The organism is Streptomyces sp. NPDC044063, assembly GCF_056434285.1.
The window spans coordinates 55,985-71,682 of the sequence record NZ_JBWKFM010000011.1 but is presented as its reverse complement, the minus strand read 5'-3'; the positions used below and the strand labels follow the sequence as shown (position 1 = coordinate 71,682).

At 74.0% G+C, this 15,698-nt stretch carries 16 protein-coding genes; 10 read left to right on the top strand and 6 right to left on the bottom strand.

All coding sequences use genetic code 11. The features are described 5' to 3' along the window. Window positions 1-130 precede the first annotated feature (130 nt). Window positions 131-799 carry an HAD family acid phosphatase gene (locus AC07BS_RS15840; RefSeq protein ID WP_478643201.1) on the top strand — a complete coding sequence of 223 codons (669 nt, stop codon included), beginning with the start codon at window positions 131-133 and terminating at the stop codon, window positions 797-799. A gap of 58 nt (window positions 800-857) precedes the next feature. Here the strand turns inward: AC07BS_RS15840 and AC07BS_RS15835 are convergent, their stop codons facing one another. Continuing rightward, the gene (locus AC07BS_RS15835; RefSeq protein ID WP_478642625.1) at window positions 858-1,121 is read right to left on the bottom strand and encodes a GlsB/YeaQ/YmgE family stress response membrane protein; all 264 of its coding nucleotides are present in this window, start codon (window positions 1,119-1,121) and stop codon (window positions 858-860) included. 232 nt (window positions 1,122-1,353) lie between these two features. Between AC07BS_RS15835 and AC07BS_RS15830 the strand changes: the two genes are divergently transcribed. Next, entirely contained in the window at window positions 1,354-1,701 is a 348-nt protein-coding gene (locus AC07BS_RS15830) for an ArsR/SmtB family transcription factor (protein ID WP_478932748.1), read from the top strand. Beyond that, window positions 1,685-4,198: a magnesium-translocating P-type ATPase gene (gene mgtA / locus AC07BS_RS15825; protein ID WP_478932598.1), complete on the top strand. Its 2,514-nt coding sequence runs from the start codon at window positions 1,685-1,687 to the stop codon at window positions 4,196-4,198. Before AC07BS_RS15830 ends, mgtA begins: the two co-directional genes overlap by 17 nt. 37 nt (window positions 4,199-4,235) lie before the next feature. On the opposite strand, the gene AC07BS_RS15820 is transcribed toward mgtA, so the two are convergent. Both AC07BS_RS15820 and AC07BS_RS15815 read right to left on the bottom strand, forming a co-directional pair. Further along, window positions 4,236-5,645: a hypothetical protein gene (locus tag AC07BS_RS15820; RefSeq protein WP_478932596.1), complete on the bottom strand. Its 1,410-nt coding sequence runs from the start codon at window positions 5,643-5,645 to the stop codon at window positions 4,236-4,238. Between the two features lie 172 nt (window positions 5,646-5,817). Beyond that, complete coding sequence (locus tag AC07BS_RS15815) at window positions 5,818-7,296, bottom strand: LCP family protein (protein WP_478932594.1); 1,479 nt, start codon at window positions 7,294-7,296, stop codon at window positions 5,818-5,820. A 159-nt stretch (window positions 7,297-7,455) separates the two neighbouring features. Here AC07BS_RS15815 and tatA point away from each other — a divergent pair, with 159 nt between their 5' ends. From tatA to AC07BS_RS15800, 3 genes are all read left to right on the top strand, one after another. Next, the gene (gene tatA, locus AC07BS_RS15810; protein ID WP_478642635.1) at window positions 7,456-7,641 is read left to right on the top strand and encodes a Sec-independent protein translocase subunit TatA; all 186 of its coding nucleotides are present in this window, start codon (window positions 7,456-7,458) and stop codon (window positions 7,639-7,641) included. A gap of 96 nt (window positions 7,642-7,737) precedes the next feature. Beyond that, entirely contained in the window at window positions 7,738-9,108 is a 1,371-nt protein-coding gene (locus AC07BS_RS15805) for an alkaline phosphatase (protein ID WP_478932592.1), read from the top strand. A 219-nt stretch (window positions 9,109-9,327) separates the two neighbouring features. Then, window positions 9,328-10,266 (top strand): beta-ketoacyl-ACP synthase III, encoded by a 939-nt coding sequence (locus AC07BS_RS15800; RefSeq protein ID WP_478642638.1) that lies wholly within the window; start codon window positions 9,328-9,330, stop codon window positions 10,264-10,266. Window position 10,267: 1 nt separating this feature from the next. Here AC07BS_RS15800 and AC07BS_RS15795 read toward each other — a convergent pair whose 3' ends face one another. Both AC07BS_RS15795 and AC07BS_RS15790 read right to left on the bottom strand, forming a co-directional pair. Continuing rightward, complete coding sequence (locus AC07BS_RS15795) at window positions 10,268-10,489, bottom strand: hypothetical protein (RefSeq protein WP_478642640.1); 222 nt, start codon at window positions 10,487-10,489, stop codon at window positions 10,268-10,270. A 64-nt stretch (window positions 10,490-10,553) separates the two neighbouring features. Continuing rightward, complete coding sequence (locus tag AC07BS_RS15790; protein WP_478642642.1) at window positions 10,554-11,465, bottom strand: glutaminase; 912 nt, start codon at window positions 11,463-11,465, stop codon at window positions 10,554-10,556. A gap of 71 nt (window positions 11,466-11,536) precedes the next feature. Here AC07BS_RS15790 and AC07BS_RS15785 point away from each other — a divergent pair, with 71 nt between their 5' ends. Then, window positions 11,537-12,586 carry a 1-aminocyclopropane-1-carboxylate deaminase/D-cysteine desulfhydrase gene (locus tag AC07BS_RS15785; protein WP_478932590.1) on the top strand — a complete coding sequence of 350 codons (1,050 nt, stop codon included), beginning with the start codon at window positions 11,537-11,539 and terminating at the stop codon, window positions 12,584-12,586. Here the strand turns inward: AC07BS_RS15785 and AC07BS_RS15780 are convergent. Continuing rightward, the gene (locus AC07BS_RS15780) at window positions 12,568-14,163 is read right to left on the bottom strand and encodes a Na+/H+ antiporter (protein ID WP_478642647.1); all 1,596 of its coding nucleotides are present in this window, start codon (window positions 14,161-14,163) and stop codon (window positions 12,568-12,570) included. The genes AC07BS_RS15785 and AC07BS_RS15780 overlap by 19 nt on opposite strands. Before the next feature lie 39 nt (window positions 14,164-14,202). Here AC07BS_RS15780 and AC07BS_RS15775 point away from each other — a divergent pair, with 39 nt between their 5' ends. The 3 genes from AC07BS_RS15775 (at window position 14,203) to AC07BS_RS15765 (ending at window position 15,692) form a co-directional block, all read left to right on the top strand. Further along, a complete protein-coding gene (locus AC07BS_RS15775) occupies window positions 14,203-14,463 on the top strand; it encodes a UBP-type zinc finger domain-containing protein (protein WP_478642649.1) in 261 nt (86 codons plus the stop codon). Between the two features lie 55 nt (window positions 14,464-14,518). Further along, entirely contained in the window at window positions 14,519-15,076 is a 558-nt protein-coding gene (locus AC07BS_RS15770) for an N-acetyltransferase family protein (RefSeq protein WP_478932587.1), read from the top strand. A 199-nt stretch (window positions 15,077-15,275) separates the two neighbouring features. Then, window positions 15,276-15,692: an ATP-binding protein gene (locus tag AC07BS_RS15765; RefSeq protein ID WP_126915983.1), complete on the top strand. Its 417-nt coding sequence runs from the start codon at window positions 15,276-15,278 to the stop codon at window positions 15,690-15,692. The last annotated feature ends 6 nt before the right edge of the window (window positions 15,693-15,698 follow it).

Sequence of the window (15,698 nt, the reverse complement as noted above, 5' to 3'; positions counted from 1 at the left end):
ACGACGGGACCCGCGCGACACGCCGTCGGGTCCACGGCTGGACCCACGTAACCCGCACGCCCCAACCGCCCACGTCCGGCCACCCCCGCGTAACCGGCGCGTCCCCATCCGGTCATCACTGGGCATGAGCATGCCGCCCATGACCGAATCGATCATGGCCCGCCGCGCCGCCGCGGCCTTCGTGGCCGCCGCCTCCCTGGCCCTGGTGGCTTCCACCACCCCGTCCGCCGAGGCCGCGACCCCCCGCGCGGAGCGGGCCACGAGCGGCGTCACGGAGCACACCAGCGGCACCGCGGGACTCAAGGGCGTCGACTACGCCACCTGGCAGCGCGACGTCCAGGCCGTCGTCGACCAGGCGAAGCCGTACGTCGAGGCGCGCACCGCCGGCGGCGCGGGGGCCAGGACGGCCGTCGTCCTCGACATCGACAACAGCTCGCTGGAGACGGACTTCCACTGGACGACGTTCCCCACCCCGGCGATCAAGCCGGTCCTGGAGCTCGTCCGGTTCGCGCACGCGCGCGGCGCCGCGGTCTTCTTCGTCACCGCCCGCCCCGGCATCCTGGACTCCGTCACGGACTGGAACCTGCGGCAGGTCGGCTACCCCGTCAGCGGCCTGTACGTGCGTCACCTCCCCGACCTCTTCCAGGGCGTGAGCACGTACAAGACCGCCAAGCGGGCGGAGATCGAGGCGAAGGGCTACACGATCATCGCCAACATCGGGAACAACTCCACCGACCTGGTGGGCGGGCACGCGGAGCGGACCTTCAAGCTGCCGGACTACGACGGCAAGCTGTCGTAGCGGCCGACCCCGGGGCCGTCCCGGATCGGCTCCGGGTCGGCTTCGGCTCAGTTCCGGGTCAGCTCCGGGTCTTGAAGCGTTCGAGGGCGGCGATGCCCAGCGCCGCCAGCCCGATCTGGATGAGCCACTGGATCCAGTCGACGCCCTTGGTGTGGTCCACGTGCAGCGCGTGGGCGATGATCGCGCCCACGAAGGCCGCGACGATGCCGACACCGATGGTCGCCAGTACGCCGATGTGCTGGCGGCCCGGTACGAGCAGCCGGCCCAGCAGGCCGATGATCGCGCCGATCACGATCGCACTGATAATTCCTGAGATACCCATGCCCTCCCCCTTGCGACCGATTCCTGCCGGTACATCTGCCCATCCCGCGGCGCGGGCATGTGGGGCCGAACCGTTCGCCCGGGGTGCCTAGACTGGGGCCTTCCCGGGCGTAGGGACGCCCGCCGGGGACGGGAGTACGACAGTGACGGCAGGTGCCGGGGGCTTCGAGCGTTTCGAAGGCTCTTTCGACGACCCCTGTGCCGCCCTCGACCGGACCGACCCGTCGCCGGAGGTGCTGACCGAGGCGGCCGCCGCCTTCGGCCTGCTCGCCTCCTCCGCCCGGCTGCACCTGGTGTGGGCGCTGGCCCAGGGCGAGAGCGACGTGAGCGGACTGGCCGAGCGGGTGGGCGGCGCCCTGCCCGCCATCAGCCAGCACCTGGCCAAGCTGAAGCTCGCGGGCCTGGTGCGCTCCCGGCGCGAGGGTCGCCGGGTGGTCTACCTGGTCGACGACCCCGACGTGGTGACCATCGTGCGGCTCATGGTCGGCCAGCTCGCCGACCGCAGGACCGCCGACGACCGCCGGACCGCCGGTGGCCGCGAGTCCGCCGGCGCCGGACGCCTCCGTGGCCTGGGCGCCTGAGGCCCGTACGGGCTCCGGGCCGGGCGGCGGCACCACGCTGGAGGTGCTGCGCGCCCTGGACAGCGGGCCGCGCGGGCTGACCGAGGCCGAGGCGGAGGCCCGCCTGGCCCGGCACGGCGAGAACGTCCTCCCCGGTCACCGCCCCGCCTCCTGGCCGCGCCGCCTCGCCCGCGCGACGCGCGACCCCTTCACGATCCTGCTGCTGTGCCTCGGCGTCGTCTCGGCGGGGCTGGCCGCCTGGGGCACGGCCTGTGTCATCGCGGTCCTGGTGACGGTCGGCTGCGCGCTGCGCGCCGCCGGCGAGCACCGCGCCGACCGTTCCGCGGCCGCCCTGCGCGAGCTCGTCGCCTGCACGGCGACCGTCCGCCGCCGGCCGTCCGCCGACGCGCCGCCCACGACCCGCGAGACGCCCGTCGACCAGCTGGTCCCCGGTGACGTCGTGCTGCTCGGCCCGGGCGACCTGGTCCCGGCCGACGTGCGGCTGCTGCGCTCGACGGGCCTGACCGTGCACGAGGCGGCCGTCACCGGCGAGTCCGCGCCCGCGCCGAAGGCGGCGGCGCGCGACGCCCTGTGCTTCCAGGGCAGCAGCGTCGTCTCCGGGACGGCGCACGCCGTCGTCGTCGCCACCGGGGCGCGCACCCTGCTCTCGGGCGCGCTCCCCCTGGACACCCGGCGGGCCCGCCGGCCCGGCCCCTTCGACCGGTCCGTCAACGGCATCGCCTGGACCCTCGTCCGGTTCACCCTGCTCACCGCGCCGCTCGCGCTCGTCACCGGTGCCCTGCTGAGCGGCCGCGGCCTGGAGACCCTGCCGTTCGCCGTCGCGGTGGCCGTCGGGCTGACGCCCGAGATGCTGCCGGTGATCGTGACGACCGCGCTGGCCCGGGGCGCGGCGCTGCTCGCCCGCGACGGCGAGGTGATCGTCCGGCGACTGCCCGCCCTCCACGACCTCGGCGCGGTGGACGTGCTGTGCGTGGACAAGACCGGCACCCTCACCGAGGACCGGCCGGTGCTCGTACGGGCCGAGGACGGCGAGGGCCGCCCGGACCCCGAGGTGCTGCGCTGGGCCGTCGTCAACGCCCTGTGGACGCTGCACCTCGCCGATCCGCCCGTGCCCGACGCGCTGGACGAGGCGATCCTCGCCGCCGGCGACGACGACCCCCGGTACGAGGGCGTCGACGCGCTGCCCTGCGGGCCCGGCCGCCGCCTGTCCACCGCCGTCGTCCGCCGCCCCGGCGACTCCCGCTTCGCGCTCACCCGTACCCACACGCTCGTCGTCAAGGGCGCCCCCGAGGACGTGCTGGAACGCTGCGCCCTGGACCCCGCCGAGGCCGGGCACCTGGCCCGGCGCGCCGGGGAGCTGGCCGCCGAGGGGCTGCGGGTCCTGGCCGTCGCCCGCGCCGAACGGCCCGCGCGCGAGCGCCCCTGGACCCCCGCCGACGAACGCGACCTGACCTTCACGGGCTTCGTCGCCCTCGGCGACGCGACCGCGCCCACCGCCGCCGCTGCCCTGGCCGAGCTGACCCGGCACGGCGTCACCGTGAAGGTGCTCACCGGCGACCACCCCGGCACCGCCGCCCGCGTCTGCCGCGACCTCGGTCTGGACCCCGGCACGCCCGTCACCGGCGGGACGGTGGACGCCCTGGACGACGCCGAGCTCACCCGCCTCGCCGCCCGGACCACCGTCTTCGCCCGCTGCGCGCCCGAGCACAAGGCCCGCGTCGTCCGGGCGCTGCGCGCCGGCGGGCACGCCACCGGCTTCCTGGGCGACGGCGTCAACGACCTGGCCGCCCTCCACGCCGCCGACGTCGGCGTCTGCCCGCGCGCCGGGGTCGACGTGGCCCGCGAGGCGGCGGACGTGGTCCTCGCCTCGAAGGACCTCACCTCCCTGGACCGGGCGATCGTCACCGGCCGGCGCGCCACCGCCAACATCACCACGTATCTGCGGATCAGCCTGTCGTCCAACCTCGGCAACGTCGTCGCGATGCTGGTGGCCGGGCTGACGCTGACCTTCCTGCCGATGCTGCCCGCGCAGGTGCTCGTCCAGAACCTCTTCTTCGACGTCGCGCAGCTGGCCCTGGCCTTCGACCGGCCGGACGCGCGGGCCGGCGACCGCCCGGCGGTGCTGCGGCCGCACGCCCTGCTGCGCTTCGTCACCGGCTACGGCCTGCTCAACGCGGCGGCCGACGTCGCGACCTTCGCGGTGCTGTGCACGGCGGCGCGCACGACCGGCGAGGAGGCCTTCCACGCCGGCTGGTTCACCGAGAACCTGCTGACCCAGGCGCTGGTCATGCTGCTGCTACGGTCGGGCCGGGCGACCGGCCCCGTACGGGCGGCGGTGGCGGGCCTGTCCGTGGCGGGGCTGCTGCTCCCGGTGTCCCCGCTGGGCGCGGCGCTGGGCATGACGCCGCTGCCGCCCGTCTACTACGGCCTGCTGGCCGTGGTCCTGGGGCTGTACGCGGCGGGTCTCGCGGCGCTGCGGGCCCGGGCGGCCGGCTGACCCCGGGCGCTCACCAGCCGCCGCCCCCGAAGTCGCCTCACCAGCCGCCGCCCCCGAAGTCGCCTCCCCCGCCTCCACCCCCGCCGTCACCGAATCCACCGCCGTCCCCCCAGCCCCCGCCGCCGAAGTCGTCGGGGTTGTAGTCCGAGCCCGTCCAGTCGCCGCCGTCCGGGCCGGCCGCCTCCCCCGGCGCGCCGTAGGCGGGACCGTGCAGCATCCCGCCCAGGAGCGTGCCGACCAGCAGGCCCGGCAGCAGCCCGCCGCCGAAGTAGCCGCCGGCCCAGGGGCCGTAGGCGGGCCCGGCGTTCCAGTACGGCTGGGGCCCCTGCGGGGTCTCCACCTGGCGGAACGCGGGCTCCTGGCCGTCGGCCAGCCGCGCCGCGTCGGCGGCGCACGCCGGCACGGTCCGCTGCGCGCCGCCCGGCGGCGCCCACTCCACGTCCCGTACGGACGGCCCGTGCCGGGGGTCGAAGAAGCACGGCGGCCGGCGCTCGGGCAGCGGGGCGCCGCCGCGCCGGGCGGCCAGCGTGGCCAGGGCGAACCGGCCCTCGTCCAGCGTCGCGGTGACGCCCGTGACGTCCTCGGGGCGCGCCGCCGCCGCGATCCTCGACTTGGCCTCCTCGTAGGCGTCCAGGGCCCGCGCGTAGTCGGCGCGCATCTCGTCCGTGGCGCCCTGCTCGGAGGGCGAGAAGTCCAGCCGGTCGAGCTCCTCGCCGAAGGCCGTGATGTCCTCGTCGACCACGACGCGCAGCGCGTCCAGCTCGGCGCGCTCTCGCTCCTCCCGCTTGCGCCGGGCGCGCCGGTAGACGGCGTACGCGCCGGCGCCGCCCGCCACCAGGATCGCGCCGCCGGTGATCAGCCCGGCGGTGCCGATGCCCTCCTCGGTGCCGCCCCAGGAGCCGGGGGCGTGGCCCCGGGCGATCCGGACGGCCTGGTCGGTGAAGGTGTTCAGCTGGGACTTCGCGTCCCCGCCGGAGCGCTGGACGGATCCGGTGAGGTTGGCGACGGCGTTACGGGACATCACCGAGCGGTCGGCGGCCGCGTTGAAGGCGTCGCCGAGGTGGACGGCGTAGACGCCGGCGAGCCCGACCTTGGTGCGCAGGTCGCGCAGCAGCGTCTGCCGGGGGTACTCGGGCGCGGCGGGCAGCACGGCCACGAAGACCGGCTTGTCCGCGTCCCTGATCTTCTTCGCCAGGGCCTCGGCGTCGGCGGGCGGGAGCTGGGCCGAGGCGGCGGGGTCGACGTAGACGGGGTTCTTGCGCAGGGCCTCGGCCGCGGCGTCCAGGCCGGCCACGGCGGGGGCGGGGGCGGGGGCCGCGGCCGCAGCGGGGGCCGCGTGGGCGGGGGCCCGGGCCGCGGCGCCGGCCGGCGCGAGGAGCGCGACGAGGACGGCGGCCAGGGCCAGGACCGGCCTGGACGGCCGCCGGGGGACGGCGATGGCGGACATGACGGTGCTCCTTGCGCTCGCGGATGACTCTGCACCTACCACGAAAACGGACTATTCAGGCGTCGACGTTCCCGCACCCGCCGTTTCCCCCGCTTCTTCTCCCGCTTCCCTCAGCCGTACGGGAGCCGCGCGGGGGGCCGTGCGGAGGGCCGTGCGGAGGGCCGTAGGGGAGTCAGCCGTACGAGAGGGCGGCGCAGGGGTCGTCGTCGGCCGAGCGGACGCCGCCCACCGTGCCGGGGGACGCCGACGCGGACGCGGACGGCGACGGCGGGGACGCCGACGGAGAGGCGTCCGGCGAGGGGGCGGCCGCGTAGTCGCGGCCCAGGGTGACCGACAGGCCGGGCTCGGCGGTCCCCCGGACGTACGCGCCCGGGAAGAGGCGCGCCATGGTCCGGGCGTGCCCGGCCTCGCCGGGTCCGAACTCGATCACCGTGCTCGACGCGTCCCGCCCGGAGGCGGTGGCCGTGCCGGTGACCTCGAAGCCGTGGTCCCGGAGCGAGGCGGCGGCCCGGGCGGCGAGCCCCGTGACGTCGGTGCCGTTGCGGACGGAGACCTTCGCCCCGTCACCGGAGACGGACCCCGAGGGGGACGGCGACGGATCGCCCGCGCCCTTCCCCTTGCCCGCGAACTTCCCGTCCACCGTGCGGTCCGCCCGCAGCGCAGCCCACAGCGCGTCGGCGTCCGGCTGGACCACGGCGACGCGGTTGCCGTCGTAGCGCCAGGGCACGGTCACGAACTTCATGTCGTGGAGGTCGATGTCCTTGAGCGACATCGCGAACGACAGCATCTTGTCCGCCGAGCCCAGCCCCGGGTCCACGGTCATCGACTTCGTGGCCGCGTCGGCCAGCGGCAGCAGGGTGGTGGGCTTGAATCCCTGCTGCCGCACCTTCTTCACCAGGGCGGAGAGGAAGGCCTGCTGCCGCTGGATGCGGCCGATGTCGGAGCCGTCGCCGATGCCGTGCCGCACGCGCACGTAGTCCAGTGCCTTCCGGCCCGAGACGGTCTGCCGTCCCTTGGGGAAGAGCAGGTCGCCGCGCGTGCCGAGGTTCGGGTTGAGGTCGCCCTTGTAGACGTCGGTGGGCACACAGACGTCGACGCCGCCGACCGCCGAGGTCATCGCGGAGAAGCCGGCGAAGTCGACGACCACGGTGTGGTCGACGCGCAGGCCGGTGAGCCGCTCGACGGTGTTCTGGGTGCAGGCGGGATTGCCGTCGGGCGAGCCGCCCACCGAGAAGGCCGAGTTGAACATCACGTGCCGCTGCTCGGCGGTCCAACCGCCGTCCGGCTTGCGGCAGGGCGGGATGTCCACGAGCGTGTCGCGCGGGACGGAGACCGCGACCGCGTGCTCGCCGTCGCCGTACACGTGCAGCAGGAAGGCCGTGTCCGACCGGCCGACGTCGCCCTCCCCGCCGCCCAGCGCGCTGTTGCCGCCGGCCCGCGAGTCGGAGCCGATGACCAGGACGTTCTTCCCGGCGGCGCTCGCCTTGGGCCGGTTCTTGGAGAGGCCGTCGGCGTCGAAGGTGCTGATGTTGCCGTCGAGTCTGAGATAGAGCCAGCCCGCCGCGGCGGTCAGCAGCACCACGCAGGACACCACCACGAGGGCGGCGATCCGCATGCGCCGGTGTCTGGACTTCCCTCGCCTGCCCGTCATCTCCGCGCCCTCATCCGCTCCCCCGTCTCCGTGCCTGTCGCCTGGTGAGACGGCCTGCCAGGCGCTTTGGTTGTCCAGTTGCGCAATTTAGCAAGTATGGTGAGGGTCGCCGTGACGGCATGGAACCCAAGTCAACGGACGAGAGGTGGTGGGGCAGTCGTGCTCCGCAACGGGCTGGAACCCTGGCACATCCTGGCGGTCGTGCTGGTCGCGGTCGTCCTCTTCGGCTCGCGCAGGCTGCCCGACACCGCCCGCGCGCTGGGCAGGTCGATGCGCATCCTCAAGAGCGAGGCCAAGGCGATGCGGGACGACACTCCGCCGGCCCCTGTAGACAACACCCGGTGACCCGTACGTCATCTGGACGTCCCCCGCGGTACACCCGCCCCTGGTGAGCTTCTCCCGCCGGGCACCTGGCCCCGGCTCAGCTAGGAGGAAAAGACCATGGGTTCTCGTCCGTACCGGCGTCGTCTCGCCTGGGGCGCCGCCGCACTGCTCGCCGCCGGTGTGGCGGTCCCCGCCGCCGCTTCCGCGTCGGACCAGGGCGGTCAGTCGGACGTCGCGTCGGTCCTGGCTCACGGCACGGCCGGCAAGAAGGCCAAGAACGTGATCCTGCTGATCGGCGACGGCATGGGCGACTCGGAGATCACCCTGGCCCGCGACTACACCGTGGGCGCCGCCGGCCGCCTCAACATGGACAAGTTCCCGATGACCGGCGCGTACACCACGTACTCGGTCGACAAGAACGGCAAGCCGGACTACGTCACCGACTCCGCCGCCAGCGGCAGCGGCTGGGCCACCGGGCACAAGACGGTCAACGGCCGCATATCCAAGACGCCCGACACCGACAAGGCCCTCCCGACGATCCTCGAACTGGCCCAGAAGAAGGGCCTGGCCACCGGCAGCGTCACCACGGCCGAGCTCACCGACGCCACCCCGGCCGTGCTCGCCTCGCACGCCACCGACCGCAGCTGCGCCGGCCCGAAGGACATGAAGGCCTGCCCGAACGACACCGTCGCCAAGGGCGGCCCGGGCTCGATCGCCGAGCAGAGCGTCAACCACAAGGTCGACGTGCTCCTGGGCGGCGGCAAGGCCCGCTTCGACCAGACGATCACCGAGGGCCCCTACAAGGGCATGACCGTCACCCAGCAGGCCCAGAAGCTCGGCTACCAGGTGGTGACCGACTCCAAGGCCCTGGCCGGTGCCCGCTCCGGCAAGCCCGTCCTCGGTCTCTTCGCCGACGGCAACGTCCCCGTCGAGTGGACCGGCAAGAACGCCGCCGTCGGTGGCACCGAGGCCCAGCGCTGTGTGACGAGCAACCCCGACCGCAAGGCGGGCACCCCCGCCCTGGAGGAGCAGACCCGCAAGGCGCTGTCGCTCCTGAGCACGCCCAAGGCCAAGAAGAACGGTTTCTTCCTCCAGGTCGAGGGCGCCTCCATCGACAAGCGCGACCACGCCGCCGACCCCTGCGGCCAGATCGGTGAGACCGCCGCCTTCGACCGCGCGGTCAAGGTCGCCCGCGACTACGCCGCCAAGCACCCCGACACCCTGGTCGTCACCACCGCCGACCACGGCCACACCAGCCAGATCGTGCCGCTGGAGGCCAACCCGCCCGGCCTGTCCTCCACGCTGATCACCAACGAGGGTCAGCGGCTGAAGGTCAACTACTCCACCAACACCCCGGGCCAGGCGCAGGAGCACACCGGCACCGAGGTCCGCATCGCCGCGCAGGGCCCGCAGGCCCACCGCGTCCTCGGCGTCACCGACCAGACCGAGCTCTTCACCACCATCCGCACGGCGCTCTCCCTGCGCTGACGGACGACTCCGCTGCGCGAGCGGGGCCCGGCCGAACGGCCGGGCCCCGTTTTCCGTGCGTGTATTCCGCTTGCCCCCTCCTGGCCCATAAGGCAGGCGCCCTCTGTGGGGATCGGCCACTGATCCCGCCCGAAGATTGGCGGATCACGTGGCCCACTACGCACCCCGCAGCGTCAAGACTGTTGGTTCCGCTTAACACGTGCGCAGGAGGAACCGCCGATGTCCGGGTCTCGCGTACTGGCCCTCGGCCACTACCAGCCCGCCAGGGTGCTCACCAATGACGAGCTGGCCACCATGGTGGACACGAGCGACGAGTGGATCCGCTCCCGCGTCGGCATCCGCACGCGGCGGATCGCCGCCCCCGAGGAGACCGTCGCCTCGATGGCCGCCCATGCCGCCGCCAAGGCCCTCGCGAGCAGTGGGCTCGACCCCTCCGCGATCGACCTCGTGCTGGTCGCCACCTGCACGGCCGTCGACCGCAGCCCCAACACCGCCGCCCGCGTCGCCGCCGAGCTGGGCCTCGGCTCGCCCGCCGTCATGGACGTCAACGTCGTGTGCGCCGGGTTCACCCACGCCCTGGCCACCGCCGACCACGCGATCCGCGCCGGGTCGGCGCGCAACGCCCTGGTCGTCGGCGTGGAGAAGTTCACCGACGTGACCGACTGGACCGACCGCACCACCTGTGTCCTGGTCGGCGACGGCGCCGGCGCCGCCGTGGTCACCGCCTCGGAGGAGCCCGGCATCGGCCCTGTCGTCTGGGGCTCGGTCCCCGAGATGGGCCACGCCGTCCGCATCGAGGGCACGCCCTCGCGCTTCGCGCAGGAGGGCCAGTCCGTCTACCGCTGGGCCACGACCCAGCTGCCGCCGATCGCCCGCTCGGTCTGCGAGCGCGCCGGGGTCCACCCGGAGGACCTGGCGGCGGTCGTCCTCCACCAGGCCAACCTGCGCATCATCGAGCCGGTCGCGCGGAAGCTGGGCGCGGTGAACGCGATCGTCGCCAGCGATGTGACCGAGTCCGGGAACACGTCGGCCGCGAGCATCCCGCTGGCCCTGTCCAAGCTGGTCGCCTCCGGCCGGGTGGCGCCGGGCGCGCCGGTCCTCCTCTTCGGCTTCGGCGGCAACCTGTCGTACGCGGGCCAGGTCATCCGCTGCCCGTAGCTCAGGGCTGCTCGCGCAGGTAGAGGGCGCCGCAGGAGTGGCAGATACGGACGCTGCCGGTGCCCCACTCGTCGGTGGAGCGGGTGGCCGCGGAGGGGTCCAGTTCGTGACCGCACATGGCGGTGGAGTCGTCCAGGCGGACGACGTGCCACCGCCTGACGGCGGAATCCGCGCTCCCGGGGCCACTGCCGGGCTCGTACTCGGCTCGCAGCTCGTGTTCCATGGCACCACGATGCGCCGGACGGACACGGACCGCTAGTCGGCGATTCCGGAAGGTCGTACCGCCCTCAGAACACCGACCACCCCGTCAGCGTCGTGAAGTGGTCCAGCGCCGCGACGCCCGCCACCGAGTTGCCGCGGGCGTCCAGGCCCGGGCTCCATACGCACAGGGTGCAGCGGCCCGGTATCACCGCGACGATGCCGCCCCCGACACCGCTCTTGCCCGGCAGGCCCACCCGGTAGGCGAAGTCGCCGGCGGCGTCGTAGGTGCCGCAGGTCAGCATCACCGCGTTGATCTGCTTGGCCTCGCGCCGGGGCAGCAGCCGGGTGCCGTCGGCGCGCAGCCCGTGCCGGGCCAGGAAGCCGGCGGCCAGGGCGAGGTCCTTGCAGCTCATCTCGACGGAGCACTGCCAGAAGTAGTGCTCCAGGACCGTCGGCACCGGGTTGTCGAGGTTGCCGTAGCTGGCCATGAAGTGGGCCAGGGCCGCGTTGCGGTCGCCGTGCTCGGACTCGGACTTGGCGACAGCAGGGTCGAAGGAGACGTCACTGTTGCCGCTCTCGGCCCGCAGGAACTCCAGCATCGTGGTGCTGGCGTCGCCGGTCAGCGTCTGCAGCCGGTCGGTCACGACCAGCGCGCCGGCGTTGATGAACGGGTTGCGCGGGATGCCGTGCTCGTACTCCAGCTGGACCAGCGAGTTGAAGGGGTTGCCGGACGGCTCGGTGCCGACCCGCTCCCAGATGCGGTCGCCGCCCTCGGCCAGCACCAGGGCGAGGCTGAAGGCCTTGGAGATGGACTGCACGGAGAACGGCCGCCGCCAGTCGCCCACGCCGTACACGCCGCCGTCGACGTCGGCGACGGCCATGCCGAACTGCGCCGTGTCCACCTGCGCGAGGGCGGGGATGTAGTCGGCGACCTGTCCGCGGCCGATCAGCGGCCGGGCGAACGCGGCGACCTCTTCGAGTACGGCCTGGTAGTCCACTGGTGCTCCGCGCTGTGCTGGTGTTTCACCGACGTCGTCGTCGGCGATCGCAAGAGTACAAAATGGACCGCGTGACCAGCGACAATCCCCCCGGCGCGGCCGGGCTCGACGCGCTGCGGCCGCTGCTGCCGTCGCCCCTGACCGAGGTCGCGGACGAGCGGTTCGCGCGGCGCGGTCTGCGGCTGCTGCTCAAGCGCGACGATCTGATACACCCGGACCTGCCGGGCAACAAGTGGCGCAAGCTGGAGCCGAACCTGCGGGCCGCCGCCGCGGCGGGCACCCGCACCCTGGTCACGTTCGGCGGGGCGTACTCCAACCATCTGAGGGCGACGGCCGCGGCGGGCCGGCTGCTGGGCTTCGCGACGATCGGGATCGTGCGCGGCGACGAGCTGGCGGACCGGCCCCTGAACCCGTCCCTGGCGCGCTGCGCGGCCGACGGCATGCGGCTGCGGTTCGTCGAGCGGTCGGTGTACCGGCGCAAGGCCGAGCCGGAGGTGCTGGCGGAGCTGGTCCCCGAGGGCGCGTTCGTCGTGCCGGAGGGCGGCAGCAACGCGGCGGCGGCGCGCGGCTGCGCCGAGCTGGGCCGTGAGCTGCGGGGGCACGCGGACGTGGTCGGGGTGGCCTGCGGCACGGGCGGCACGCTCGCCGGGCTGGCGGCCGGCCTGGCCACCGGGCAGCGGGCCGTCGGGTTCCCCGTGCTCAGGGGCGGCTTCCTGGCCGAGGAGATACGCCGGCTCCAGCACGAGGCGTTCGGCGGTGTCCGGGGCGACTGGAGCCTGGACGAGCGCTTCCACTGCGGCGGCTACGCCCGGCGGACCCCGGAGCTGGACGCGTTCGCGGAGGACTTCGCGGAGCGGCACGGGCTGCCGGTCGAGCCCCTGTACGTGGCGAAGGCGCTGTTCGGGCTGGTGACGCTGGCCGAGGAGGGCGCGTTCGCCCCGGGCACCACGGTGGCCGCGGTCGTCACGGGAGCGCCGTGGGCGCCGCCCGGGGACGCCGGGGAGGAAGGGCCTCGGTCCTCCTCGGAGCCCCGGTCCTGGTCGGGGCCCCGGTCCTCCTCGGAGCCCCGGTCCTTCTCGGGGCCCCGGTCCCCCTCAGGACCTCATTCCTCCTCCCGGTAGGCCGCCGCCTCCTCCAGGTCCAGCCTGCGCAGCAGGGTCCGCAGCATCTCGTCGTCGATCCGCCGGGCGTCCCGCAGCTCCACGAAGACCGCCCGCTCGGCCTCGATGACCTCCCGCGCCAGCCGCCGGTAGGTGTCGTCCACCGATTCGCCGGTCCGCTCGTCGACCGCGCCCAGCCGCTCCCACACCGCGTTGCGCCGCCGCTCCAGGACCGCGCGCAGCCGGTCCGCGAGGGGTCCGGGCAGTGTGTTGCGCCCGTCGGCCAGCAGCTCCTCCAGCCGGGCCTCGGCCGCCGTGGACGCCTCGCTCTGCGCCTGCGCCTCGGCCAGGGTGACCTGCCCGGGGTCGCGACGCGGCAGCCGCAGGGCGCGAATGAGCGGCGGCAGGGTGAGCCCCTGGAGCACCAGGGTGCCGATGACGGTCGTGAAGGTGAGGAAGAGGATCAGGTTCCGGGCGGGGAAGGGCGAGCCGTCGTGGGTGGTCTGGGGGATGGAGAAGGCGATGGCCAGCGAGACGACCCCACGCATCCCGGCCCAGCCCACCACGACCGGCGCCTTCCACGTCGTGTCGGGCTCCCGCTCGCGGATGCGCGCGGACAGCGCGCGGGGCAGGAAGGTGGCCGGGAACACCCACAGGTAGCGGACGACGACGACCGCCACGAAGATCACCGCCGCGTAGCCGGCCGCCGCGCCCGCGCCGTACGCGCCCAGCCCGCGCAGCACCACCGGCAGCTGGAGCCCGATCAGCGCGAACACGGCGGACTCCAGGACGAAGGACACCATGCGCCATACGGCCGCCTCCTGCAGCCGGGTCGCGAAGTCGACCTGCCAGGACCGGTGTCCCAGATAGAGGGCGACGACGACCACGGCGAGCACGCCCGACGCCTCGACCTCCTCCGCGGCGGCGTAGGCGGCGAAGGGGATGAGCAGCGAGAGGGTGTTCTGCAGCAGCGGCTCGCGCAGGTGGGTGCGCAGCCAGTGGATCGGCACCATGAGGACCAGGCCGACCCCGATGCCGCCGGCCGCGGCGACCAGGAACTCCCGTACGCCCTCGGCCCACCCGGCGCCTTCCCCGACGGCCGCCGCGAGCGCGACCCGGTAGGCGGTGATGGCGGTGGCGTCGTTCACCAGCGACTCGCCCTGGAGGATCGTGGTGATGCGGGAGGGCAGGCCGAGGCGGCGGGCGATGGCGGTGGCGGCGACCGCGTCGGGCGGTGCCACCACCGCGCCGAGCACGAGCGCGGCGGTGGGTGGCAGCCCGGGCACCGCGCGCGAGGCGACGTAGCCGACGGCGAGGGTGGCGAACAGGACGTAGCCGATCGACAGCAGGGCCACGGGGCGCCAGTTCGCGCGCAGGTCGAGGTACGAGCTGTCGAGCGCGGCCGTGTGCAGCAGCGGGGGCAGCAGCAGCGGCAGCACGATGCCGGGCTCCAGGGCGTACGACGGGACCCCCGGCACGTACGACGCGACGAGCCCGGCGGCGACGAGCAGCAGCGGCGCGGGCACCGGGGTGCGGCGGGCCGCGCCCGCGACGGCGGCCGAGACCGCCACGAGCAGCAGCAGTGGCATGACGTCCATGGATCCCCACTCCGGATGGCACGTTCTAATCTGGCCATCATGATCGAGTGTTCGCACGTCACCGCGCTGCCGCGCCCCGAACCACGGCCGCAGACCCCCACCTGCCCGGAGTGCGCGGCGCGCGGCAGCCACCCCGTCCAGCTGCGGCTGTGCCTGGAGTGCGGGCACGTCGGCTGCTGCGACTCCTCCCCCTACCGGCACGCGACGGAGCACTTCGCGACGACGGGCCACGCCGTGATGCGCAGCTTCGAGCCGGGCCAGAGCTGGCGCTGGTGCTATGTGGACCAGCACATCGTGTGAGGGCGGCCCCCTTCGGCCCCGGGGCCCTGTCGGCCGGGCCCGCTAGCATGCACGCATGATCCGACCCGCGACACAGGCCGACGTCCCCGTGATCCACGCGATGGTCCGCGAACTGGCGGACTACGAACGGGCGCTGGACGAGGTGGTGGCCACCGAGGAACAGCTGCGCGAGGCGCTCTTCGGGGACCATCCCGCGGCCTTCGCCCTGATAGCGGAGAGTGACGAATCCGGGGGCGGGGCGGAGTCCGGGGAGGCTCTCGGGGGCCGTGAGCCGGTCGGTTTCGCGCTCTGGTTCCGCAACTTCTCGACATGGACGGGCACGCACGGTGTCTACCTGGAGGACCTGTACGTGCGCCCGCACGCCCGCGGCGGCGGCCACGGCAAGGCACTCCTCGCGGAGCTCGCGCGGATCTGCGTGGAACGCGGCTACGGGCGTTTCGAGTGGTCAGTGCTGGACTGGAACGCACCGTCGATCGCGTTCTACAAGTCCATCGGCGCGCGGCCGATGGACGAGTGGACGGTGCAACGGCTGTCCGGCGAGGCGCTCCGGACTCTTGCGGCGTTCGCGCACAGTGACGAAAATCCCAACAGGGCGACTTCTCTTTCGAATTGAGACCGCCAGACCTCTAGCCACTGTCCGTGCTCATGGGTTTACCATGAGTGACAGTCGCGGGGCTGCGGCGCCGAGCCGCGGATCGCGATAGCGTCTCAGCCGGACCGTGTGCCGCGCCGGCCCGCGACGCCCTCCCCCGGAAGGCGGCGGACCGGCGCTCCCAACAGCTCAAGAAGCTTGTGCCACCTTGGAGGTGAGGGTGTCCCCCATCGCAGGCGAGCCTGGGACGACCCAGGACTTCGTGGAAGTCCGGCTGCCCGCTGCCGGTGCCTACCTGTCGGTGCTGCGGACGGCGACAGCCGGTCTCGCGGCCCGCTTGGACTTCACCCTCGACGAGATCGAGGACCTGCGCATCGCCGTCGACGAGGCGTGCGCGATCCTGCTGCAACAGGCCGTTCCCGGCTCCGTGCTGAGCTGCGTCTTCCGGCTGGTCGGCGACGCGCTGCGGGTGACCGTCTCGGCGCCCACCACGGACGGCCGCGCGCCCGAGCGCGACACGTTCGCCTGGACGGTGCTCTCCGCCCTGGCCGGCGAGGTCGACTCCACCGTCGCGGAGGACCGGACGGTCAGCATCAGCCTGCACAAGAAGCGCGGCGCCGGCCCCGGGCAGCCGTGACGGAAG